Raw genomic sequence first — 24,087 nt, forward strand, 5'->3', positions numbered from 1 at the left:
GATGTTTGATTTGAGTGACAACCTTACTTTTTTTATTTTTGAGACGGACTTGGGTTTAACCTTTCTTTCGAGAATAACCTGGGATTGGGCTCCGTGGGTAAAGTTTTGATCCATCTTTGGATTTTCCTAACCAGCTCATCCGCCACTTCCGGGTTTTGTGACTTGATGTCTCTTTTCTCCAATGGGTCCCGGGTGATGTCGTAGAGTTCCACTAATTCGAAATCCTTGCTGGTCAGCAACTTCCACTTACCATCGATAATCGCATAGTTATCGGGACTTTTGTTAGTCTTCTGACTTTTCCAAAAGAGGGGTTTGTCACGCAGGGGTGCTTTTGCTCCCATGAGGACCTTCACCTGGCTTTTCCCATCGGGTATCAACTCCTTCGGCAGTGGCGCCCCGGCGATTTCACAAAAGGTGGGCAATAAATCCACGGCTGAAATCCAAGAGACTTTATCGGTCGCTCCCACTGCCACTTTACCTGGCCAGCGGACAAGGAAAGGAATCCCAATCCCCCCCTGATAGCTCGAAGCCTTCCGGCCTTTGCGGCCTCCGGTGGTCCCCACACTGGCTTCGATACCATAACCACCACCGGTAGCCGTATCCGTCATCATCTTAAGGGGTTTCTTGTTTTTCTCTGAATCACCAGCCGGCCCGTTGTCCGAGCTGAAAACCACCAGCGTGTTATCGGTGAGCTTGAGGCGATCCAGCGTGTCCAAGACCTCGCCGATCCGATCATCCGCGTGTGAAAGCACCGATGCGTAGATATTATCATTGTCTGGTAGATCAGGGAAACGTTTGCGGTATTCGGGTAGTGTGTGAAATGGCGTGTGTGGCTCATGCACCCAGAGGTTGATAAAGAATGGCTTGCCCTCTTTGACGCTTTTCTCGATCAGGATAATAGCATTGCGGGCATCATCATGTACAGGCATTTGCTCGCCGGAGCAGTTAAAGGCAGCGACCATATCATAGCCGTATTCTTCGGGTCGCGGCGAGTCGGGGATCATATTATTCGACAAATGCCATTTGCCGAAATGCCCGGTCATATAACCTGCGTTTTTAAGAATACGGGGCAGCATCGGAAGCGAGGGATCGACCCAGTCAGGCATAGCCCGCTGGGCATTTGTAGCAACCCAGGCAAAGTGCCCGGTGACGCCAAGACGCGCTGGAAACAAGCCCGTCATCACCGCAGTGCGACTTGGTGAGCAAACGCCGCTGGCTACCGTGAAGTTGTGGAAATCAGTCCCCTCCCTGGCCAAGCGGTCAATGTTGGGGGTTTTCACATAGGGATGTCCGTGACAGCCCAGATCGCCCCAGCCCCAGTCGTCACCAAAGATAAACAGAATGTTAGGGCGCATTTTACTCGCCCCGTCAGCCGTTTCACTGGCAGCCACTGCATGGCATGCCAGAGACAGCATCAAAGTTGTTAGTGCCAATGGGGTTTTCATGGTGGGTAGTAATAGACTAAAGCTGTGATACCTATGATTCGTTCTACCAAGCCTTAGAGTTGGGGTGCTTTCCACTGCGGGATTCCTGTCGATTCCTTTTGTTTGAGATAATTGGCCTCGAAGGGTTTTCCCACATCCAGTTTAGCATCCTCATTGACCATTAATGGTCGGGCTGATTTCCAGAAGCCGTCGTATGCCTTGTTTAACTCACTGACGACCTCCGGGTGGCTATTGAAAACGTTGTTTTTTTCGCCTGGGTCCTGCTCGATGTTATAGAGAGCATTGGGTCCGACCAGACGCCACTTTTCGGTGCGCACGGCATAGTTTTTATTTTTATAATGATCAGGATCAGGATCGCCCTTACCAAACCTTGGACCAGCGCCGGCTTTGGGCCAGCGACCGGAGTGGAAGAAGAGTTTACGGTCCGGCCAGGCTGCATTCCGGTCTTTCAGCAGTGGCATCAAACTGCGCCCCGCCAAGCCGAGGTTCGAAATATCGGCTCCAGCCAAGTCTGCAAAGGTCGGGAAAATATCGATGTGGCGGGCAAGTTGTCCAAGATCTCGACCCGCAGTGGTTGTCCCTGGGAGACGGAAGAAAAGCGGCACCCTGGCACCACCTTCATGCAGGGTGTTCTTCCCGCCGGTCATACCCGCGTTATAGATCCTTGAACCCATGGAGCTGCCGTTATCGGTGGTGAAAATGAGCAAGGTGTTTTGCGCCAGCCCCCACTCATCGAGTTTTTTCACAAGACGCCCGACGTTATCGTCCACATTGGTAATCATCCCGAAAAAGGCCGCGGTTTTATCATCCTTCACGTGAGCCTGATACATGGCCTTATAGCTCTCCGGGGCAATAAACGGACCGTGCGGTGCGTTCAGTGCGATATAGGCAAAAAACGGCTGCTCCGCCTTCTGTTCTTTGATCCATCCCAAAGCCTGGCTGAAAAAGACATCCGTACAAAACCCCTTGGTCTTCACAAATACACCATTGTGGCGAATCGTGGGATCAAAATAGCTGTTTCCGGGCACATCCCCCTGGCTGCCAGGAAATCTTTGTCCAATGCCACCGGCACCATGAATGAAGACCTCGTCGAAGCCGCGGCTACCAGGCTGATAGTCGTCCTCTTCACCCAAGTGCCATTTGCCAAAAATCCCGGTTTTGTAGCCTGCCTTCCGCAGCATCTCAGCCACGGTTGGCACCCCGAGCGCCATACGCTCGCGCTCAAGGATGGTATGGGTCACGCCGACCTTGAACGGCTCTTTCCCTGACATCAACGCAGCACGTGTGGGAGCACAGGTCGGGCTGACATGGTAGTCAGTGAAGCGGGTGCTCTGGGCGTAAAGCTTATCAATATTCGGGGTTTTGATAAACGGATGTCCGTGGCATGCCAGATCACCGTAACCCTGGTCATCGGTCATGACAAAGATAATGTTAGGCTTCGCTGCATGCGCAGTGCAGGTGCCCAAACAGATGGCGAGCAGGGCGATGGCTTTGATGATATGCGATTTCATGATTTATGATGCTGGTTTACTGTCGGGCTAATGATTGCTTGCTCCGCAGGGTGTTTATTGGGTCGATGCCTCCTTGGTGTAGGTCATGTATCCATTCGAGTCGATGACGACAAAGCAGCAGTTGTGAATCCCAGCCGGGATGGCTGCGCTGACGCTGCGGCCATCGGCACTGATTGTTGCGATCGCGCGCATTCCCGGCAGCTTGGCATCATCCGGCACCCCCACCATATTACGATCCCTCTTTTCCTTCTTTTCTTTTTTCTCAGAGAGGTAGATGACGTAAGCCGTCGTAATCGTTGGGCCAGCTTGACCGACGCTAATGGTAGCGACCCGTGACGCGCTATTGAACTGTGGAGTGGAGATGACAGCCGCCGCTGTTTTCTTGTCTTCGAAAACCGGATTCAGATAAGGTCCTTCGGCGTGATTGGCGACAAGCTCGGCTTCGAGTGTCTTGCTGAGGCGCTCGACGACGGCGCGGAACTCGGGGTTTCTGGCTAAATCATGGACCTCTTCGTAGTCGTTCCGTTTCCCGTTCTTGGTGAGCTGATAGAGTTCATAATCATCGGAATTGTAGCGTTTGTAGAGTTTGAAGTCTCCGCTGCGGATGGCCGACTTCATGTTATTGTGTGGGAAGTGCCAGAACAGATGGTCTCGTTCAACGCCCTTGGCATCGACAATTTTTTGCGCCTTACCTTCCAACACAGGAGAAATATCCAACCCGCTGAGTTCCTTCGCATCAGCCGGGTCGATTTTCGAGCCGGTCAGTTTCAGGATCGTTGGGAAATAGTCGAGCTGATTCACCATGCCGTCGAATCGGCTGCCCTGTTTGATGCCAGGTCCGGTGACGACCATCGGCACACGGATACCACCTTCCTCCGCATGTTTTTTACCATACTTGAGAGGGGCGTTGTCGGAGAGGATTTCCTTACCTTTGATCTCTGCGCCGCCATTGTCCGAGGTGAAGAAAATGTAGGTTGTCTCGCTGAGTTTTTTGCCGGGGTTTCTTGGGTCCTCTGTTTTCTCGAGATAGTCCACCAAGCGGCCCAGGCTCCAGTCCACCGTTGTGACCATGGAGGCAAAGTAGGGATTCTGTTGACCCGGCAGAGTCATCGCCCCTGGTTTGGGAGGGAATGGCTGACTGAATTTATCGCAGTAGTATTCCAGGAGCTCACCATTACGGGTTAGCATCGGCCAGTGTACCATCCAGTGGCAGAGGTTGAGGAAAAAGGGTTCACCTTTGCTCTTCTCGATAAAGTCGAGTGCCGACTCGGTGACTTCATCGTAAGGGTAGGAAATGCCTTCAGGCTTTTTCTTGCTGGTCGGGAAATATTTTTCCTTACTCAAGGGGTATTTGCGATCCTTGGCTGTGGCGAAATCTTTGGTGCGGTCTCCCATCCCCCGGTGTACACCGCGGTCTTGGCTGACCACATCAAATCCGTAGCTCGCCGCATTCGAGCCGCAGTGCCATTTCCCTGAGTGACCGGTGCGATAGCCGTTTGCCTTGAGTGCGTCTGCCAGGGTAAGCAGGTTCAGATCCAACGGGCTTTGAAGGTAAGGTGAGACAAGACGCTGGTCTTTTTTAGGCTTTGTCCGGACAGCCAGGTCAACGTGGGTCAGACCTATTTTAGCAGGATGCTGCCCGGTCATGATCCCGGCCCGGGAAGGAGCACAGGTCGGGGCTGCTGAATAGGCCTGGGGAAAATTCATTCCAGCTTCGGCTAGCTTTTTAACGTGTGGAGTCTCGTAGGGGCACGGTTGATCCACATCGTTGAGCTGCACATCCTGCCAGCCGAGGTCATCGACATAAAAGATGATGATGTTAGGCTTCGGTGTCGCAGTGGCTGGAATGACCAGTAATAGCAGAATAACAAACAGGTATGCTTTCATTGTTAGTCGTGATGGTTCGTGGTTGGTTTTAATTTGAGAGAAATACGGAATCCGGCGATCGGCTGGTTTGGCAAAGACTTGGGAAGACCGATCTTCAGGCTGGTGGCGTCACGCGTCCACTTGATCGGCTCATCGCTTCCCAACAGAGAAACGCTGGTTATTTCCTCCTCTAGAAGCCCCCCTTTTTTCAAAGTCTTGATGGCGATGTCCTTGGTCGGTGTCGACAGAACAAATGCGTAGATCTTGTCGTCTTTTCGGGTGAACCGGATGTCCTGCTGGGAGTAGGGTTTAATGTTCTCGCCCTGCCGTCCCGTCTTGATTTGGAGCGGCCCCTCGCCATACGTCTTCCATGGGCGGGTGCCGTAGATACCCTCGCCGGTGGTTTTCAGCACCTCTCCAAAAGCGACCAGATAAGCGGCCTGGTTTTCGGGCAAGGTGCCATCACCACGCAGAGCAACATTCATCATAACCACGCCGTTTTTACTGATCGCATCCATGGCATTGGCAATCATCACCGGAATACTCATCCGGTTTTTTGCTCCTTTGCGGTAGAACCAGCCACCGGAGACATCGGTCGCCCACATCCACGGCTCGGGCTGGATGTCCCCGGAGCTGCCCCGCTCCATGTTGTAGGTGTAGGCGGATCTGTCTTTTTTCGAATCCTTGAAGGACAGCACCACCGACTGCTTACCGCTGTTCTCTTTAAGATCGCGGGCAATAAAATCAGTGAAGAGTTTAACACCCAAGCCCTTGCCTGTTTTGAGGGTAGGATAGGGTGAATCGACGTTAAACATGTCGGGGTCATACTTTTCGATCACATCCCAACAACGATCATACCAGTGCTGGTTCCAGCTGTCCTGTTTCGAGTATCCCTTGGGATCGTAGTCCATGTTGAAAAGCTTCCACGCCAGCGTCCCCTCCTTCTGGTACTTTCGCGCGTTATTAAAGAAGCGTGGCGACCAGTAAAGGTGGGTGGAAACGCCAAACTTCAACCCGTGTTTGACGGCTGCCTGTTTCCACTCCTTAAGCGTGTCGCGCTTTGGCCCCATCGCAACCGAGTTCCATGGGTGGATGGAGTCATACATATCAAAGTTGTCGTGATGGGTGGCGACCGGCATGACGAAGCGGGCTCCGTTGTCTTTGAAAAACCTCACCAGTGCATCGGGGTCCCATTTTTCAGCCTTTAACAGCGGCACCAGCTTCTCGTAGCCAAACTCGCTCGGTGGGCCGTAGCGTATTGTGTGGAATTTGGCGAGTTCCTCGGACATCTTCAGTTGTCCGCCCGTCTCTCCAGCGTTCGGGCCATACATGCGACGACCGTAATGCGAGCCGTCATTGGGTCGGTTCTCATCGATCGCCGACGGAACCCCCCAGTGGGTCCAAACCCCGATCTTACCGTCCTGAAACCATTCGGGAACATGGTAATTTTTCGCAAGCGATTCCCAGGTGGGTTTAATCTCTGCGGCTAATGCCGTTGCTCCGAGGAGGCACAGTGCAGACATCGTTGTGATTGGTATTTTCATATTGTGTGGACATCTCAATTCCGGACTGGGTGTCGGTGATGCTTTGCGGTGAGAATAAAAAACCCCGGATCAGATCCGCAGCCCGGCGTGGGGCAAAAATCCCATGGAAGGTTTTATAAGTATGATTGTTTCGTAATGGATATTTAATGGGTATTCCCCATGCGAGGAGGGGCCACACAGGGAGTTTTATGAGCCGTGGTGTCTTGGATCTTCATTGCGGAAAAAACATTTGTCTATCGGTCGTTTGACCGATGCCACCCCGTGCGTTGTTGCAGCAAACAGCCTGTTTAATAAGGAAGCCTACCGTTCCCCTTCGGTTTTCTTTTGCATTCCCTCCACCACTCGCTGGGGCCTTCTTTTTCGATGTCCTTCCAGGTTTCCTGCATGAGTTTTTTGAGTTCATCCAGTTTCTCCGGCATGGCCTCGGCGAGGTTTTTCTGTTCGCCGGGGTCCTCCCCGATGTTGAAGAGCTGGAACTTGTCCATGGCATCGTTGGCAACGAGTTTCCAGTCGCCTACCCGGACGGCGACCCGACACGACGGGTCGGAGACATGGGTGCGCCAGAAGAGCGGCACGCTGCGTTTCACCGGCATCCCTGAAAAAGCGGGAACCATGCTGGCGCCGTCGATGGTGCGGTCGGTGGGGATGGGAACGCCCGCCGCTTCTAACACCGTGGTAAAGATGTCCGAGCCGATCACAGGGACCGAGCTAACCGTACCAGGCTTGATGTGGCCTGGCCAGCGCACGATGCCGGGCACGCGGATACCGCCTTCGAGATCGTCGCGTTTACGACCGCTGAGACCACCGGTAGAGCCACCCTTTTTGGCACTGCCTTCGGGGCCGTTGTCCGAGGTGAAAATCAGCAGCGTGTTGTTTGCCAGTCCATTTTTCTCCAGAGTATCCATGACTTGCCCCAGGGCGTAGTCCAGCTGGGTGATGTTGCCGTAATACCTCGCTTTTGGATCGTCCCCGTAGTGGGCGAGGAATGGCTTATCCGTGGCAATCGGCAGATGCGGCTCGTGCACCCAGATGGAGAGCACGAATGGCTTTTCCGGATTGCGGATCTCATTGAGCCAATGAATCGCCTCCTTGGCCACGAATGGAGCTGAAAAACCATTCACTTTGCCGACCGGTTTACCATTGCGGATAAAATTGTCAGGGTTCTTGTGGCTTGGGTGCGCGTTGTTGTGGGTGGACATCCAGTAATCGTAACCATGGTCGCCCGGCTGCGGATACTCGGGGTTATTGAATTGTTGCCTGGAGTTGAGGTGCCATTTGCCGACATGGCAAGTTTCATACCCGGCCTGCTTGAGCAGCTTGGGATAAGTGATCTCGGAAGACCGCAAATGGGCGGGGCCATTTCCCGACAGGTGTTCCCAAACACCATTGCGGTAAGGCGTGCGTCCGGTGAGGATCGCCGACCGCGATGGTGAACAGACGCCACACGCCGCATAGGCCTGGGTAAAACGCACCCCCTGGGACGCCAGTTTATCGATGTTAGGGCTGACGATTTTATCGCTGCCGTAGCAACTGGCATCGCCCCAGCCCATGTCATCGGCTAAAAAGACAACAATATTAGGACGCGTATCGGCGAAGGCGGAAGACAGCCCTAACAAGGAAAGTCCAAGCAGGGTGATTTTTGACAGGAATGTATTTTTCATGATATGTTAGAACGTGGTTTATTCAGCCTGCGGGACAAACAGAACCAGCTTCAAATTGAATAGGGCCTTCCCTTTTTTCGGTCCAAAACCAAGCGTGCACCTGGTGTCACCCACCTGGTCCAGGTTGACATCGCCCATTTCCATCAACTCGAAATGTTTCCAACCTTTCGTTGGCGTTACCAGCGTGCTTAGTGTCTTACCTGCAACGGTGAGTTGCGCGCTGCTGCCTGCGTAGCGTTTGTCGCAGGAGTAAAGGAGCTTCACTGTGTATTTCCCGGGAGCAGGCACATTCAGCGTCCACGTCGCCGTATCGGAGCTGTCCGTCCAGTAGCCAATGTATGCGTTGTTTTCAAGCTTGTTGGCCTTGCCACTCAACTTGGCATCCTTTGCCAACAGGCTCAGCTCGTTTCCTTTGAGGCCCAGATCGATTGATGATGCGTCAGCGGCTTTCCTACCACCGCTATATTTGATGCGTATGACCGTCGCCTGTGGCTCGGGAGTGGTCGAGGAGAGGTCGACCTCAAGGCCTCCTTTAGTGGCTGATGAGGCGAGTGGTTTACCATCGTAAGTCAACGCCTTGATCTCACCGGCAGCGAGGCCATCGACGATCAGCTTGCCGTTTTTCGGCCAGTCAAACACATAGGCGAATATTTCACCGGCGTCGGCATTGGAGGACTTCGACTGTGCGACGGCTCCCCAGTTTTGGGCAGGCAGGTCAACGTAGTCGGTGTCATATACCGCTTCCGCATGGGCCTTGTTCCACTTACCCATTTGCAGCAGAAGATCGGTCGACCCCTGAGGCCAGGAGCCATCGGCGTAAGGACCGACATTAAGCAGGAGGTTCCCGCCCTTGGCGTTGATATCGATTTGCTTTTGCACCAGGGTATTGATGTCCTTCCACTTGGTATCGCTCTTTTTATACCCCCAGGAGTGGTTGACCGTCCAGCAGGCCTCCCAGACGTGATCCAAGGCCCCTCCCGGTGTTTGTTGTTCGGGTGTGCCGTAGTCCTTTTTAAACTGCGCCCGTTTAGCAACCCGGTTGTTGATGATCATGTTAGGGCTTAGTTTGCGCAGGTAATTGTAAAGATCAATGCCGTCTTCCATTGTCCACCATCTCGCCCAATCACCATCAAACCACATGATGGCGGGATCGTAGCGGTCGATGAGTTCTTTGAGCTGTGCCTTCATGTAAGCCACATAAGCCGCCTTGTCCTTCATTGGCGGCTGGTTGGTCGCCTGCTTGCTGCGCTGGGATGGATGATTCCAGTCGATGATCGAGTAATAGGTGCCGAACTTGAGGCCGTGTTTATCGCACGCGGCTTTTAATTCCCCGAGAATATCGCGATTGAATTCAGTCGCTTCGCCAAGGTCATACTTGGTGTGAGCACTGTCCCAGAGGCAGAAGCCTTCGTGGTGTTTACTGGTGATGACCATGTACTTCATCCCGGCCTCCTTGGCCGTCTTTACCCATTGGTCGGCATCAAGTTTGTCGGGGCGAAAATTCGCCGCCAGCGGGATGTATTCCTCGGGTGTGATATTCCCCCCGCGCTGAATCCATTCCGCGTATTTAGGTACCGTTTTACCTTTCCATTCGCCGCCCAGGGTCGAATAGACACCGTAGTGGATAAACAGTCCGAACTGTGCGTCCGTAAACCACTGCATGCGCTTCTGATAGGCGGCATCGGTTTCTGGTATGAGTTCAGTCGCGTGCAGTGGTGCCAAGGTGGTTAAAAGCAAGGTGGTGGAAAGAAGTGTGGTGTATATTTTCATGATGTTTCTCAGTTTTAGATATTCTAGTTAAATGGCTACTTTAGAATGACTTCCAGCACATAGCCATGGCTGCTCGTAGTTACTCCTGTCAAATCAACTTCCAGGGACTCATCTGTTTGTTTCCATTGGATCGACTTATCGCTACCCAGCAGGCGGAGCCCCGTGACCTTACCGGCGGATTCGTTGAGCGCTAGAATGCGTATTTGCGGGGGAGCTGGAGCCAGTGACATGGCGTAGACCTTGTCACCCCTGGCGCTGAACCAGAACTCCGTGACTAACGACTTGGGGGTTTTAGTATGTATAACACCTTCACGGAAAGTCGTCCACCGTGTTGTGCCAAAAATGGCATCCGCATTGGTTTTCACCCAAGTGCCCATTTCCTGGAGATTTTTGACACAGGGCTCCGGGACTTTCCCTTTGCCGTCGGGACCGATGTTAAGCAGATAGTTGCCGCCTTTGGAAACGATATCAACGAAGTTGCGGAGCAGCTGGTTGGTGCTTTTCCATTGGTGGTCGTGCGCCTTGAATCCCCAGGAGTGATTGGCGGTGCCACAGGTTTCAAAATGCTTGGCCGCCAGTTCGTTGGCAGCGGGTGTCTTATTGTCGCCGGCATCCACATAATCACCAAAGTCGTAGCCCACCCGGCGGTTGATGATGATACCTGGGTTCAGGTCATAGACCATTTTGTAAAACCGGAACGCCTGGGCTTCGGTGATCAAACCGTCTCCATCAAACCAGATCAGTTTCAGTTTCGGCAATTTCCCAACCAGCTCCGCGACCTGCGCGTAGGCCTTGTTTTCGAGATAGTCGGTGTAGGCATCGGCGCTGGGGTCCCAGAGGTTGATACCGTTGGGACGCGTATAGACACCGAACTGGTCGTTATGCGCTTTGACCTTGGCATAATTGCTGTCGCCGCCTTCGCCCCAGTCTTTGCCGTGGGAATAATAGACACCGAACTCGACACCCTCCGCCTGGCAGGCATCGTAGAGCTCTTTGACCAGATCGCCCTGGTAATCGGTGGCATCGGTGATATCCAAGGTCGAGTACGCCGAGTCAAACAACGCAAAGCCGTCGTGATGTTTCGCGGTGATCACGACGTATTTCATGCCGGTGTCCTTAGCGAGTTTGGCGATGATCGAGGCGAAGGATTTATCCGGATTGAAATTCCTGGCGTATGCGCGGTATTCCTCCCGTGAGATTTTAAACGCATACATAATCCACTCCGCCACCTTCGGCCCCTGCCCTTTTTCGATCGGTGTCCCCTTCCAGCTTCCCGCGGCTTCCGAGTAGACGCCCCAGTGGATGAACATGCCGAAACGCGACTGCTTATACCAATTCATCGCCGCCACCTTTTCAGCCGATTGGTGCATCTTCAGCCATGGCTGATAGTATTTGTCAGAACTGATGTATATCCTACTCTTGGTGTATCCTTGCGGGACCAGGCGCACTTTTTTGACGGCAATGTTCGAGTTCACGGTAATCGTCTGTTTACCCGTCTCTGTGAGAACTGCGGGCTGGTCAAACTCGGAAACCAGGCCGTCCTCGATGATGTAGGCTTTCTGCAACTTCCTGCTCAACGGAGTTCCGTTGATCGTCACCGTGCCAGTGTGTGCACTTTTAGCAGCCTCTGTCTCCACGACCAACTGCACCGTGTAGGTGCCGGGGTGGGTTAGCTCGAATTCCCAAGCCAGGTTCCCCTGCCCCGCCTTGGCCAGCCTGGCATCCAGGATGACACAGCTGTCGGCTCGTTGCGTGGGCTTGGTGGGCTCCGCAGCGTGAGACAGGCTCGCACATGCCAAGGCAGCCAATGTCAGCATCCCGTATTTCATCGTGATTTTCATTTCTTTTTCCGTTTTCTCCTAGGCTCCTTCGCCGACTTCTTGGTCGGTTTTTCAGCCACTGGAATGTTCCGGTCAAACAGCACAGCATACTGCTGGTAATTGTTGTAGGTGACGGCGTTGTTTTTCAGGTGCTGGAAACTCTCATCGTATTTCTTACGCATCATTTGCAAGGTAGGTGCATGCTCTGGATTGCCAGCGAGGTTAACCCGTTCCAGCGGATCTTTTTCCAGGTCATACAGCTCCTCGGCAGGCTCCATGCTGTCGTTGCCATACCACCAGAAAGTGTACTTGTAGCGACCGTCCACCGTACTCATGGCTTTGGTGGGATTAGGCCCGAAGACATTCATCAACGTCAACTTCTCATGTCCTCCTTGGGTGGGATCGTTCAGGGTGGGCAACAAACTTTTGCCATCCATGTTTTCCGCCACGGGCAATCCGGCAAGCTCCAGAATCGTGGGGGCGAAATCGATGTTGCCTGTCAGTCTACGCGTGCGGAGTTTCTGCCCTGAGGTTTTAACACGGGGATCGTAAATCATCAGTGGCACCCGCGAGGCTTCCTCCATGGGTAGGACCTTCGAGCCGTAGCCGTGCGAGCCGCAGATGAAGCCGTTGTCGCTGGTGTAAATAATGACGGTGTTATCGGCGATGCCCTGGGCTTCGACTTCGTCGCGGATCATGCCCACGGCGACATCGATCGCATAAATTTGCTGATGGTATTTCCGCATGACACCGTCGTAATCCTTGTCGTAATTCCAACTTTCAAAACGCTCATACTGTCGGCCTTGTTTACTCTGTGGCGCACGGTTTGCAGCGCTGGCTCGACCAAAGTTCGCAGGTTTGGTGAATTTTTTTCCCGCATAAACTTCATCAAAACGAGGATCAGGAGTCGCGGGCATGTGGGGTGCTTTGAAGCTGATCGATAAACACAGGGGTTTCTTCAGTTTCACCGCCTCACGGATGGCATCGCGACCGAAGGCACCGTAGGACAAGGTCGAGTGAGGAAATTCCTTGGCATACTTCGCCATCGATTTGTTTTTGGCCGTCTGGTACATCGTCTGGCCTGGTCCACCGCCCCACAGGTCGAAGTCGTCTTCACACAGGCCTTTCCCTGTAACGATGATGCCAAACTTGCCGGCAAAAGCGGTGAAATAGCCAGCCTTGCGCAGTAAGACGGGATAGGATTGCGCCCATGTTTCAGGCTTCATATTCCCATGTTCAAAATTGGTGCCGGTCTTGTATTCATACATTCCGGTAAGGATATTGGCCCGGCTCGCCATACAGATGGCGGTGGTATCGTAGTGGCGCTCAAAGATCATGCCATCCCGGCCCAGCCTGTCCATCTGCGGGGTTTTCACATCGGTGTTGCCATAACAGCCGACTGAATAGCTGCTCTGATCGTCAGACAGTAGAAAGATGATGTTGGGCTTCCGTTCTGCAAAGGCACTGCTAACAGCCAGTATCGTCAGCGCGGGGATCAAGAATAGTTGTTTCATACGCAGATCTTGTCAGGCTTTACAACTCCGCAGGTTTCCAATGGGGAATCCCCCCGTCGTTCTTCTGCTTTTCATATCGCAGATGCAGTGGGTGTTCCTTCAACTTAGGCAAACCCTCATTGACCATCAACGGCAGCGCAGAAGCCCACCATTGGTCGTAGGACTTCCGGAGTTTGGCGATGACCTCCGGATATTGTGCTGAGACATCCTTGGTCTCTCCCGGATCGGCTGCAATATCGTAAAGCTCTTTGTTGTTTACAAAGCGCCACTTGCTGGTCCGGACAGCGCATTTTTTAAACTTGGAATCCTCCCTCTTCCCGGCGTTCCATCGGCCGCAGTGAATAAAGAGTTCACGGTCCGGCCAGGATGACTGGGGGGCTGTGAGTAGCGGCACGAGCGAGCGCCCGTCGAGAGGCTGTGTCTTGTCTGGTAACACCGCGCCTGCCAGCTCGCAAAACGTGGGGAAAAGATCGAGATGCGCGGTTAGTTTCTTGATGTCGACACCTTCTCCCAACTTTCCTTTCCAATACCAAAAGGCAGGCACGTGTGTCCCGCCTTCGTTAGGGCTGTTTTTCCCACCCTTCATATTTGCGTTGAAATGACGCACTTTATTTCCATTGAGTTTCCCACTCAGGTGGGTTGCTCCGTTGTCGGTCATAAAAATGACGAGGGTGTTTTCCAAGGCATTCCATTCGGTCAACTTATCCATCAGCAGACCGAAGTTTTCATCGATGTTTTCAATCATGCCATAACGTCCGGCGGTTCCCTTGTCGTATCCCAGATCAAGAAACCGCTTTTTATTGCGTTCGGGCGCATTCATCGGAGCATGCGGCGCATTCAGTGAAATATAGGCGAAATACGCTTGCTTCGCGGCGTGTTGCTTTTTGATCCACGCCAAGCCAGCGCGAAAGAACAAGTCCGTACAAAACCCCTCGGTCTGCACGATGGTTTTGTTGTGTAATAAAGTGTTATCGAAGTAGCTGTTTTTTCCGTTAGGAGGAAAATCGCCAAGATTCACCTGCCCGATTCCCCCGGCACCGTGAATGAGCACCTCATCGAATCCCCGGTTCCCGGGAAGATATGCATCGCCGTCACCCAGGTGCCATTTGCCAAAGATACCGGTCGCGTAACCAGCGGTTTTCAATGCCTGTGGCAGTGTAAACACATCCAGCGCCATACGTTCACGTTGGAAAATGGTGTGTGTGACCCCGACCTTGAAAGGTGGCCGGCCACTCATGATGGCGGCGCGGGTGGGCGCACAGGTGGGGCTGACCTGGAAGTCGGTAAAACGAGTCGATTTCTGGTAAAAGGCATCGATGTTGGGCGTTTGCACGACCTGATTCCCCATGCAGGAAAGGTCCCCGATCCCCTGGTCGTCGGTCATGACCAGGATGATGTTAGGTTTGGAACCTGCAAGAGATGCTGCTTGTGTGGTGTGGACAAGCAGGAGGCTAAGCAAGCAGATGTAGATATATTTCATAGTTATTTGTTAGTAATTTAGTTTAGCGCCTTTCCCCGGCTTATTCCGCTCGCCCAACCACCATTCCTTGGGGCCCTCGGCTTCGATGCCTTGCCAGACTTGAAAGAGAGCTTTTTTCATCTCATCGGTTTTTTCAGGCATTTTTTTGGCGAGGTCATTCTCCTCTTTGGCATCTTTCTGAACTTCATAGAGCTGGAATTTGTTCATCTCATCGTTGCTGATGATTTTCCAATCGCCGATGCGCAGAGCTAAGCGGTCATTGGCACCGGAGACGTGGGTTCGCCAGAATAGCGGGACTTTTCGTGTCACGGGCTTACCGGCCAGCGCCGGAAGCATGCTGACACCATCGATGGTGCGATCGGTGGGTTGCGGTATTCCCGTGATCGCCAGGATGGTGGAAAACACATCCGACCCGATCACCGGGATGTCACTGGTGGTGCCCTCTTTGACATGCTTAGGCCATCGCACGACTCCTGGCACGCGGATGCCGCCTTCGTAACTACTGCGCTTGCCTCCTCGCAAACCTCCCGTTGTTCCTCCGTAACGCTGAACCGGACCGTTGTCGGATGTGAAAAACACAAATGTATTCTCGCTGACACCGGCTTTATCCAGTGCCGCCATCACCTGTCCCAGGGCGTGATCCATCTGGCTGATATTGCCCATGTATTTGCTGTTTTTGTGGCCGTTGTAGAGAGCTGAAAACTGGGAGTCCGTGGCAATCGGCGAGTGCGGTTCGTGCACCCAAACCGAAAGCGCGAACGGCTTTTTGGGATCGTGGATATTTTCCAACCAATGTGCCGCTTCGGAAGCGACGATTTGCGCGGAATACCCCTCTATTTTGCCGACAGGTTTTCCGTTACGGACAAAATTATCCGGGTTCTTGTGGCTTGGGCTGGCGTTGTTGTGGGTGTATAGCCAGTAGTCGTAGCCGTGGTCTCCCGGTTGCGGGAACCGGGGGTTATTAAACTGCTGTTTTGAATTGAGGTGCCATTTTCCGACGTGACAGGTTTCATACCCAATGCCCTTGAGTAACTCAAGGTAGGTAATCTCGCTTGCCCGCAGATGGGCTTCATGGTTTCCAGAAAGATGCCGCCAGACACCATTGCGATACGGGGTTCTTCCTGTTAGGATGGCGGCACGCGATGGTGAACACACACCGCAAGCCGAGTAACACTGGGTGAGTTTCACTCCCTGGGACGCCAGCTTATCGAGATTAGGCGTTTTGATCAGTGGGTGACCGTAGGTAGCGGAATCCCCCCACCCCATGTCATCAGCGATGAAGACGACAAAGTTGGGTTTTGCTTTTTCCTCAGCATGACCGGTGACGGCAAGAAAAATGCCGAACATGATGGTTCGCGCACTCATTGGAATGATGTGTGATAGATTCATTTTTTGGGGGGAGATAGTTTGTTTTTCCTGCCTTCGATTGATTTCTTGTTTTTTCTCGACCTTGCTTTGGACTTTGGGGGACGGTTGTTTTGGGCCCGTTCCTTCTGGTCCCAGCCCACCCGTTCGCAGTAGGCATCCATATTTTTGCGTAACTGACCTGCCCGTTCGGGCATTTGTTGCAGGAGGTTTTTCGATTCGCCCGGATCATCCCGGAGCGACCACAGATGCTCCTTGCCGGATTCCAGCTCACGGTAAAACTTGTAGCCATCCTGGATAATGGCGACATCCAGTGCCCCATGCCCAATTATTTGAGCGGAGCGAAAGACCATGAAGGGATCACGCCGTATCACCTTGGTCTTACCGCCACTGGTGCATAGCGGCAGCAGGCTTCCGCCCTCCACCGCTTTGGGGATGTCTTTGCTGGCACCAGCCATATCCAGCACCGTCGGGAGAATATCCCAACCCACAACGGGTTCGCTGGACGAAATACCGGCTGGAATTCCGGGGCCGCGGATAATAAAGGGAACGCGGATGCCGCCTTCGCTGATCACGTATTTGTGACTGCGTAGCGGATAGGATTTGTAAAAATCGCGTTTTGCCACTGGCTGTCCCTTATCGCGCTTAAACTCATAGCCGTTATCCGCAGTGTAAATAATATAGGTATTTTCCGCAATACCCAGCTTGTCGAGGGTACCCAGGATCGCGCCCACGGCCGTATCCAGCTCCTCATTCATCGCCGCCCATAGTGGGTCGTTCTGATATTGCGTCGCCTGGCCAGACCTCGCCTCATATTTCGCAATGGTTTCCGGGAGTGCCTGATAGGTTAAATGATTGGCGTAGAACGAGACCTGCAGGAAAAAAGGATGCTTACTCGCAACTTGCTTTTCCATAAACGCATTCGCCTTTTGGGTCAGCGAGCGAGTCATTTTCGGATCTTTGGGGTCCTTGCTCTGCTCGTTCATGGTCTGGCCATCACTCTCGTCAAAGCCGATCTCTTCCGGTGTCCGCGACCGCTGGTGCCACTTGCCAAAATGGGCTGCCTTATACTGCGGATAGGCAGTTTTCAAACGGCTGACCATCGCATCCGAAGTAGGCGGCAGGGTCTTGGGTGCCTGGGTGGCAAACTTCTTGAGTGCGGTCGGGGTCATACCATACTGAATGCTTGTGCGTGATGGATCACAAACGGCCCCTGCGGAATAGGCCATCGAAAAGCGGATACCACTTTCTGCGAGCTGATCGGTATTAGGCGTTTGGTAATAGCTACTGCCCGATTCCGGAATTTCCGGATCGGCCTTGATAGACAAGGCATTCCATCCCATGTCATCGGTCAGGATCAGCACAATATTCGGAGGTGCCGGATTTGCCTGTAGCACGCAAGCCGTCAGCAGAACAAGTGCCCCCTTACTGATCAATCGTCCCATGTTCATGTTTGTTTTCTTCGATTTGATTTACTGCGTTTTACGGGTCGACAATGCTTTGGGGTTTTCCACGGAAGCAGCAGGGCGACTGTTCTGAGCCAACTCCTTCTCAAAGTCACTGATGTATCCTTGTAACCGGGCAACCACTTCGGGGTTGTCCCTCAACAGATTCTTTTTCTCTCCGATATCTGTCGCCAAATTGTAGAGTGCGACTGGTTTGCGACCTTTCACGTGCAGCTTCCAGTTTCCTGAGCGCACCGCTGCAAGTGCATTCTTCTTATGGTAGAAGAAGGCCTCGTGGGGGGCATCCCCGTTCCCGGACAACACCGGCCAGATGTCCTTACCGTCGATTACGCGGTCATCTGGAATTCCAGCACCAGCCAGCTTCGCAAAAGTCGGCAAAAGATCCATGGCGGTCATGAGTTCATCCCGGTCAACGCCCGCCGGTATGTTGCCAGGCCAGCGAACCACGGTGGGCACGCGCATACCACCCTCGAAGGTAGACCCTTTTTTACCTTTCAATGGAGTGGCCTTTCCTACCATCGGTCCGTTGTCGGAAGTAAAGATCACCAGGGTGTTGTCATCGATGCCATACTTTTTCAGGGCTTCCAGAACCTGCCCGACCGACCAATCGATTTCGCCGATCGCAGAAGCATACATTTTATCCCGGGTGGGGTAGTCGATCGTCTTGTTTTGTTTCTCCTGGGCGAGTTTCGCTTTCAGCGAATCGGGCACATTCTTCCTGAACGGCGGGGACACGGAGATCGGTCGATGGGGCACCGGGTGTGGGAGATAGAGGAAAAACGGCGCGTCCTTGTTTTCCTGGATGAAACGGACCGCCCGCTCGGTAATGCGCTTAGTCAGGTAGTCGGCGTCCGGTTCCAGCTCGACCACCGTCGCATCTTCTAACAACGGTAGTGGTGGAAAGTGGTATTTTTTGTCATTGCCATGAAACGGATGGATGTCGTGGCTGTAAGGTATGCCGAAAAACACATCGAAGCCCTGTTGCCGAGGCAAGAATTCCGGCTGGTCACCGAGGTGCCACTTGCCGAACATGCCTGTTTTATAGCCTGCCGATTTCAACACTTCGGCAATCGTCAACTCAGACGGATTGAGCCCTTTGGGATCGCCTGCGAGCAAGACGTTTTCGGCCATGCCAACCCGCTTGGGATAGCTGCCGGTCATCAAGGCGGCGCGCGACGGCGTGCAAACCGCACCGGCCATATAAAAACTGGTTAGGCGTGCACCTTCCTTCGCCATTTGATCGATTCTCGGAGTATTGACATGCTTGCCACCAAAACATCCCAGGTCGGCATAGCCCTGGTCATCGGTGAGGATTATCACCAAGTTCGGCGGCTGTCTGCCTTCAGCTAACACACTGCTAACCAAACAAACCCCCAGAAGAAACCCTGTCCATTTATTCATCATCATCATCGTGCCAGGAGCCAGCCCTTTTCTTTACCTTTTTGTGATTCACTCATACTCAGTTCAAAGTCCATTGATTGATTCTTCGGCTATTTTCTCGGCTTCTTCCTACGCCCGGGTTCTTTTGCGGCAGGCACTGGCAACTTGCCGTCGCCTGGCTGATTGGAGAAGCGGTAGGGGTCGAAGTGCTTGCGCATCTCTTCGAGCAGAAGCAGCTCCATTTCCTTGAGTTTCCCAGCATAGGCCGGATCTTTTGCGAGATTGGTTTGCTTCGGATTCGGTGTGGAATGCGTGAGTGCAATCACCGTCGGATCGTGGTGTTCGGGCAACAGCTCATCGGGGTTTTCGGCCAGGTTGAAAAGCTGGGTTTCACAAACACCTTCCTTGGTCGATTCATAGCGGATTAGTTTCCAGTCGCCTTTTTTCACACAGCGGATACCGGGTTTGGCACCACCGCAATATGCGCCGTAGAGCACCTCGCGAACTGAGTCCTTTTTCCCCTCGAGAACCGGTTTGAAGCTAATACCCTCACTGGTCTTCGGCGCTTCAATTCCAGCGAGGTCGCAGAGGGTTGCAAGCGCGTCGAGATGGTAGATGTTTCCCGTCGCACGGGTGCCTGGTTTGATGCCGGGGCCTTTGACGATGTAGGGGACGCGGAAGGTGTGCTGGTAGAGGTTCTGCTTCCCCTGCAGTCCGTGTCGACCGATCGCCATTCCGTGGTCGGAGGTGTAGATGATATAGGTGTTCTCCAGTTCGCCCATGTGCTTCAGTTTTTCCAGGACCGCGCCAATCTGGACATCGATATTCTCGCTACAGGCGAACTCGCGCCCCAGCTCATTGCGAATGGTGCGCTCATCACGGTTGGTCCAGACCCCGCTGACATCAACCTCGTCGCGCACCTTGAGGTCCGTATTGTTAAACGGATGCCTGGGGAGATAATTGGAGGGAAGCTTCGGTTGTTTCGGATTTGCCGGAGGGAGGCTTTTTTTATCCTTGTGGTTCACCGCGCCATATTTGGCGAGAAGTTCGGGCTTCCCATCCCGGGTATCGTGGGGATGAGAAAAACCAAAGTAGATCAAAAACGGCGCCTTATCGTTAGATGCCTCGCGCTGCTCAAGATAGTTGAGCACTTGTTTCGCGTGCCAGGCACTGCCGGTCGCATCGGTGCCGCCCCGCTTGGTGGAATCATGCACCACGGTAAACTTCTTGTTCGCGGCCGCGTAGCTGTTGCCTTTTTTGCAGGTTCGCATGGTGTCGTAGCCCGCCGCATTAAACACCGCCGCCAAGGTATGATCCGCCAGGTCCGCCGGCACATGCCTTGGGTCCGCGGAAAGCGGGCTCCTACCGGGTGTTGTTTTATCCGGCACATGCCAAAGCGTGCGACCGGACATGATCATGTGGCGCGACGGAGTACATACGCCGCCACACCAGGCTCCCATCTGATAGGCACCATCGATCACCATCCCCCCGGCGGCGAGCCGGTCAATCACCGGGGTTTCCAGTGACGAATTCCGGTCGTAGACCTTGAGATCAAAGGCGGCCTGGTCATCGGCCACGATAAACAGGATGTTGGGTCGTTTCGCTGCAGGTGCTTCCGTGCTCAGACCAACCATCAACAAAGGCATTGCGCCTAAAACCAACAAGATTTTGCATTTATTATTCATCGTTTGATGTCACACGGTTCAAATATTCGTTGTTGTCCTGGTGGTTGTTTGTTAGGAAATCATGAAGAGCTACCTTCTTTTTTTGCGCCCTCTTTTCTCGGTTTTCATTTTTCCGGCTCCGGTCGGTCCGCCGGTATAGGACTCATCCCACTTCAGGGTGGGCGCCTGCCATTCGGGAATACCGGTGCTCGCCTTCTGGGCATTGAAATCGACATGGAACGGTTTTTCCTTTGCCAGCGGCACGCCGTCGTTGACCATGAGCGGACGGGCATCATCCCAGAACTTCCCGTAGGCTTTTTTCATCTCGGAAACAAGCTCCGGGTATTGTGCCGTCACATCCACAGTCTGCCCTGGATCATTTTCCATGTCGTAGAGCACGCCTTCAACGAGCCGGAAGCGCTGGTTGCGCACGGAGTAGCTTTTCCACTTAAATGCATCGGGATTTTCGCCGCGATTCCAGCGGGTCACATGCTGGAAATGCAGCCGGTCCTCCCAAGCAGGGTCTTTCTCCAGCATCAAAGGCTTCAGGCTTCGGCCTTCGAATTTTTGCGTTGCTGGAAGCTCAGCGCCTGCAAGGTCGGCCAAGGTCGGCAGGATATCGAGATAGCTGACCACCCTGTCCACGGTTCGCCCCTCATTAATCACCCCACCCCAGCGCACAAAAAACGGCACCCGGACACCGCCCTCCTCGACGGTTCCCTTGAGGCCCTTCATGCCTGCGTTGTAGGACATCATCGCTTTGCCCTCTTGGTCGGTACCGAGCTTCACCTGGGGACGACCAGCCTTGCCGTTTAGTCCGCAACCGCTGGTTGTCGTACCATTGTCAGAGGTAAAGATGATGATCGTGTTCTCCATGATCCCCCACTCTTCCAGCTGGTTGAACAGCTGCCCCATGCAGTCGTCGATATGCTCGATCATGCCGTAAAATCCGGCCGCTTTATGGTTAAACCCGAGATCCAGAAAAACCTTCTGATAGGTTGGCGGTGCCACAAACGGGCTGTGCGGTGCATTGGTTGATAGATAGGCGAGAAACGGTTTATCGGAATCCTTGACCGATTGAATCCAGCCCAGGGTGGCCTTGAATAAGACATCGGTGCAATAGCCCTTGGTCTGGACAAACTTGCCGTTGTGTTTGAACACTGGATTGAAGTAGGTGTTACCCGGCACATCCGCACACGAGCCTGGGTATGCTTGCCCGATACCCCCGGCTCCGTGGATAAACACCTCGTCAAATCCCCGGCTCTCTGGTTGGTAAGGAGCCTCATCGCCCAGATGCCATTTGCCAAAATAACCCGACGTGTAGCCAGCCTGCTTCAACACCTGCGGTATGGTGATGGCTTTCAGGTTCAAGCGCTCACGTTCATAGATCGTGTGTGTCACCCCGTTTTTGATCGAATGGACACCGGTCATAATCCCTGCCCGGCTCGGGGCACAGGTCGAGCCCATCATAAAGCGGTCAAAGCGGACCGACTGGGCGTACATTCTGTCCAGCTGCGGTGTCCGTATCCAAGGGTGCCCGTGTGCGCCCACCGGCGCATACCCCTGATCATCCGTCATGATGAAGACGATGTTAGGTTTGGTCGCAGCCTGAGTGTCAGCCAGGGCAACTAACACAAAAATCGATGTCACCCAGAATGACATCATCGAGCACATGCCGGCGACTCTGTTCAGTATCCTGTTATTCATGTTATGACCCACGTGGGAATTTGACTTTGGCTACGTTTCACTCTATTAGCTTCCAGAATACACTAATTCCAGATCTTGCATATCCCCAAAAAAGGGTATGGTTGCACGATCTTCACACCGTTGGTAGGGTAGACCTCTCTTTGCCACTTGTTTGGTGAATCCGGGGCGCAGGGGCGTAATTTTCCAGAGGTCGGTGTATTGAAGCTACCGCTTCCCGGCTTTCTTTTTTTTCTTGTTCCCACCTGGGTCATGCCCCTCCAGATCGACATCCTTGGTGCCTTTGAGCGCTGAGGATGCATCACGGACGATCACGTTCGGGTGGTGCTGCTGTTCGGTGGTCACAAGCTCAAACGACCAGGCATACTGGCTTGGGCCCAAGTCGGACGGTGGAAAAATCCGCACCCCCTGCGGCGTCATCCTCCACGTCACTTTGGCGTCGGACCCCAGCAGTTGTATTGCCTGAATCTGGTCGGTTTTCCAACCGGCTGTTCCGGTGATGGTGAATGCCGCCTTGGGTTGTTTCAGCTTGATGGCGTAGAGATTTTTGCCACGGGTGGTGAAAACCAAGTGCTCGTCCTTCTGGTCGGACACTTTCCAGTAGCGGGATCCATAGATGGCAGCCCCGTTGACTCTGAGCCATTGCCCCATGGCATGCAGGCGCTCGACCTGTGGTTCGGGGATGGTGCCGTCCGCCTTCGGGCCGATGTTGACCAGGAAGTTCCCGTTGCGACTGATCACCTCGATCATCTCGTGGATGACACTTTCAATCGCCTTGTAGGTATCGTTTTCCAGGTAGCCAAAGGAGGTTCCGAAGGTCGTGCAGCTCTGCCACTTGGGACCGATCACCTTGAGCTTGAGGTTGTCTTTTTCCAGGCAGCCGACGCCGTCGGGCCAGTTGCGGTTGGCCCCCTTGTTGTTGACATAAACCGCCTGTCCACGGGCAGCGCCGTCGTTCATGAAATCGGTGATCATGCCACGGACTCGGTCATCAAAATACTGGACCTCCGGTTTGGCTTTTCCTTTTCGCACCTGGTTGCCATCGCGGGTGTAGATGGGAAAATCGTCCATCCAGAGGAAGTCGGGCTGGTACTTTTGCTGGATCTCTTTCCAGCGGGCCACGTAGTCGTCGACAAACTCCTTAGTGGTGCCGAACGGACCGTAGAGAGAGACTGCTTCCGGCACGCGCTTGATCTCTTCAACGATCGCGTCATGCGGCACGGCATTGACCACATACTGCTTCTTGGTAAAGAAACTCTGGTGGCGTTCGCGGTGATAGGACGGTGCGTATTTGAGGCCCTGTTTCTTCAGTGCTTTCCCGAGGTCCCCTACCAGATCGCGTTTAGGTCCCTTGTCCACCGCGTTCCACGGTGTTAGATCGGAGTCCCAGTTCGCCCAGCCGTCGTGGTGCTCGGCGGTCATCACGACATAGTGCGCCCCCACTTCCTTGAACAGCTTTGCCCAGGCATCCGGATCCCAATTTTCAGCTTTAAACTCCGGGATGATATCTTTGTAGCCGAATTCCGGTGGTGTTTTTCCCCAGCGCTTTTGCAGGTAGGGGTAATAATGCTTCGGATCGGAATAGAGCATTTTGGGCACGTGCTCGGCGTAGCCTCGCCCTCCCTTACGGTAACCGATGGCGCTGTATGGCCCCCAGTGGATGAAGATGCCGACCTTGCCGTCGTCAAACCAGGCAGGGACGGGCATTTTTTGTAATGACTCCCACGAGCCGTCGTAGGGTTTCCTGGCTGTTTGGGCGTAAAGACCCGCCTGGGCATAGAGAACCAAGGCCATAATGGATGTTAGAACTTTAAGTTGTTTCCTATTCATTATGTGTAATCTATCTTGGAGGGGCCTTGATGGGGAGTCGGTCAGTGTGCAAAGAATAACCGGCGGG

Annotated in this window: 15 protein-coding genes; all 15 read right to left on the bottom strand. The window is 53.6% G+C overall.

Annotation, left to right across the window (positions count from 1 at the left end; translation table 11 throughout):
* Positions 1-32: 32 nt before the first annotated feature.
* Entirely contained in the window at positions 33-1,415 is a 1,383-nt protein-coding gene (locus H7A51_04610) for a sulfatase-like hydrolase/transferase (protein MCP5535502.1), read from the bottom strand.
* A gap of 83 nt (positions 1,416-1,498) precedes the next feature.
* Positions 1,499-2,956: an arylsulfatase gene (locus H7A51_04615; GenBank protein MCP5535503.1), complete on the bottom strand. Its 1,458-nt coding sequence runs from the start codon at positions 2,954-2,956 to the stop codon at positions 1,499-1,501.
* A gap of 54 nt (positions 2,957-3,010) precedes the next feature.
* Positions 3,011-4,843 carry a sulfatase gene (locus H7A51_04620; protein ID MCP5535504.1) on the bottom strand — a complete coding sequence of 611 codons (1,833 nt, stop codon included), beginning with the start codon at positions 4,841-4,843 and terminating at the stop codon, positions 3,011-3,013.
* A gap of 2 nt (positions 4,844-4,845) precedes the next feature.
* Entirely contained in the window at positions 4,846-6,366 is a 1,521-nt protein-coding gene (locus tag H7A51_04625; GenBank protein ID MCP5535505.1) for an alpha-L-fucosidase, read from the bottom strand.
* Between the two features lie 287 nt (positions 6,367-6,653).
* A complete protein-coding gene (locus H7A51_04630) occupies positions 6,654-8,027 on the bottom strand; it encodes a sulfatase-like hydrolase/transferase (protein ID MCP5535506.1) in 1,374 nt (457 codons plus the stop codon).
* A gap of 18 nt (positions 8,028-8,045) precedes the next feature.
* On the bottom strand, positions 8,046-9,797 hold the full coding sequence (locus tag H7A51_04635; GenBank protein MCP5535507.1) for an alpha-L-fucosidase: 1,752 nt from the start codon (positions 9,795-9,797) through the stop codon (positions 8,046-8,048).
* Between the two features lie 35 nt (positions 9,798-9,832).
* Complete coding sequence (locus H7A51_04640) at positions 9,833-11,638, bottom strand: alpha-L-fucosidase (protein MCP5535508.1); 1,806 nt, start codon at positions 11,636-11,638, stop codon at positions 9,833-9,835.
* Entirely contained in the window at positions 11,635-13,131 is a 1,497-nt protein-coding gene (locus H7A51_04645; protein ID MCP5535509.1) for a sulfatase, read from the bottom strand. Before H7A51_04645 ends, H7A51_04640 begins: the two co-directional genes overlap by 4 nt.
* A 19-nt stretch (positions 13,132-13,150) precedes the next feature.
* Positions 13,151-14,611 (bottom strand): arylsulfatase, encoded by a 1,461-nt coding sequence (locus H7A51_04650; GenBank protein MCP5535510.1) that lies wholly within the window; start codon positions 14,609-14,611, stop codon positions 13,151-13,153.
* Between the two features lie 9 nt (positions 14,612-14,620).
* A complete protein-coding gene (locus H7A51_04655) occupies positions 14,621-16,000 on the bottom strand; it encodes a sulfatase-like hydrolase/transferase (protein ID MCP5535511.1) in 1,380 nt (459 codons plus the stop codon).
* A complete protein-coding gene (locus H7A51_04660; GenBank protein MCP5535512.1) occupies positions 15,997-17,421 on the bottom strand; it encodes a sulfatase-like hydrolase/transferase in 1,425 nt (474 codons plus the stop codon). Before H7A51_04660 ends, H7A51_04655 begins: the two co-directional genes overlap by 4 nt.
* Positions 17,422-17,448: 27 nt before the next feature.
* Positions 17,449-18,843, bottom strand: coding sequence for a sulfatase (locus tag H7A51_04665; protein ID MCP5535513.1), 1,395 nt, complete (start codon positions 18,841-18,843; stop codon positions 17,449-17,451).
* An 89-nt stretch (positions 18,844-18,932) separates the two neighbouring features.
* Entirely contained in the window at positions 18,933-20,507 is a 1,575-nt protein-coding gene (locus H7A51_04670) for a sulfatase-like hydrolase/transferase (protein ID MCP5535514.1), read from the bottom strand.
* A gap of 69 nt (positions 20,508-20,576) precedes the next feature.
* The gene (locus H7A51_04675; protein MCP5535515.1) at positions 20,577-22,148 is read right to left on the bottom strand and encodes an arylsulfatase; all 1,572 of its coding nucleotides are present in this window, start codon (positions 22,146-22,148) and stop codon (positions 20,577-20,579) included.
* A 249-nt stretch (positions 22,149-22,397) separates the two neighbouring features.
* Positions 22,398-24,020 (bottom strand): alpha-L-fucosidase, encoded by a 1,623-nt coding sequence (locus H7A51_04680; GenBank protein ID MCP5535516.1) that lies wholly within the window; start codon positions 24,018-24,020, stop codon positions 22,398-22,400.
* Between the last annotated feature and the right edge of the window lie 67 nt (positions 24,021-24,087).

It is taken from the genome of Akkermansiaceae bacterium (assembly GCA_024233115.1).
GTDB lineage: Bacteria > Verrucomicrobiota > Verrucomicrobiia > Verrucomicrobiales > Akkermansiaceae > Oceaniferula.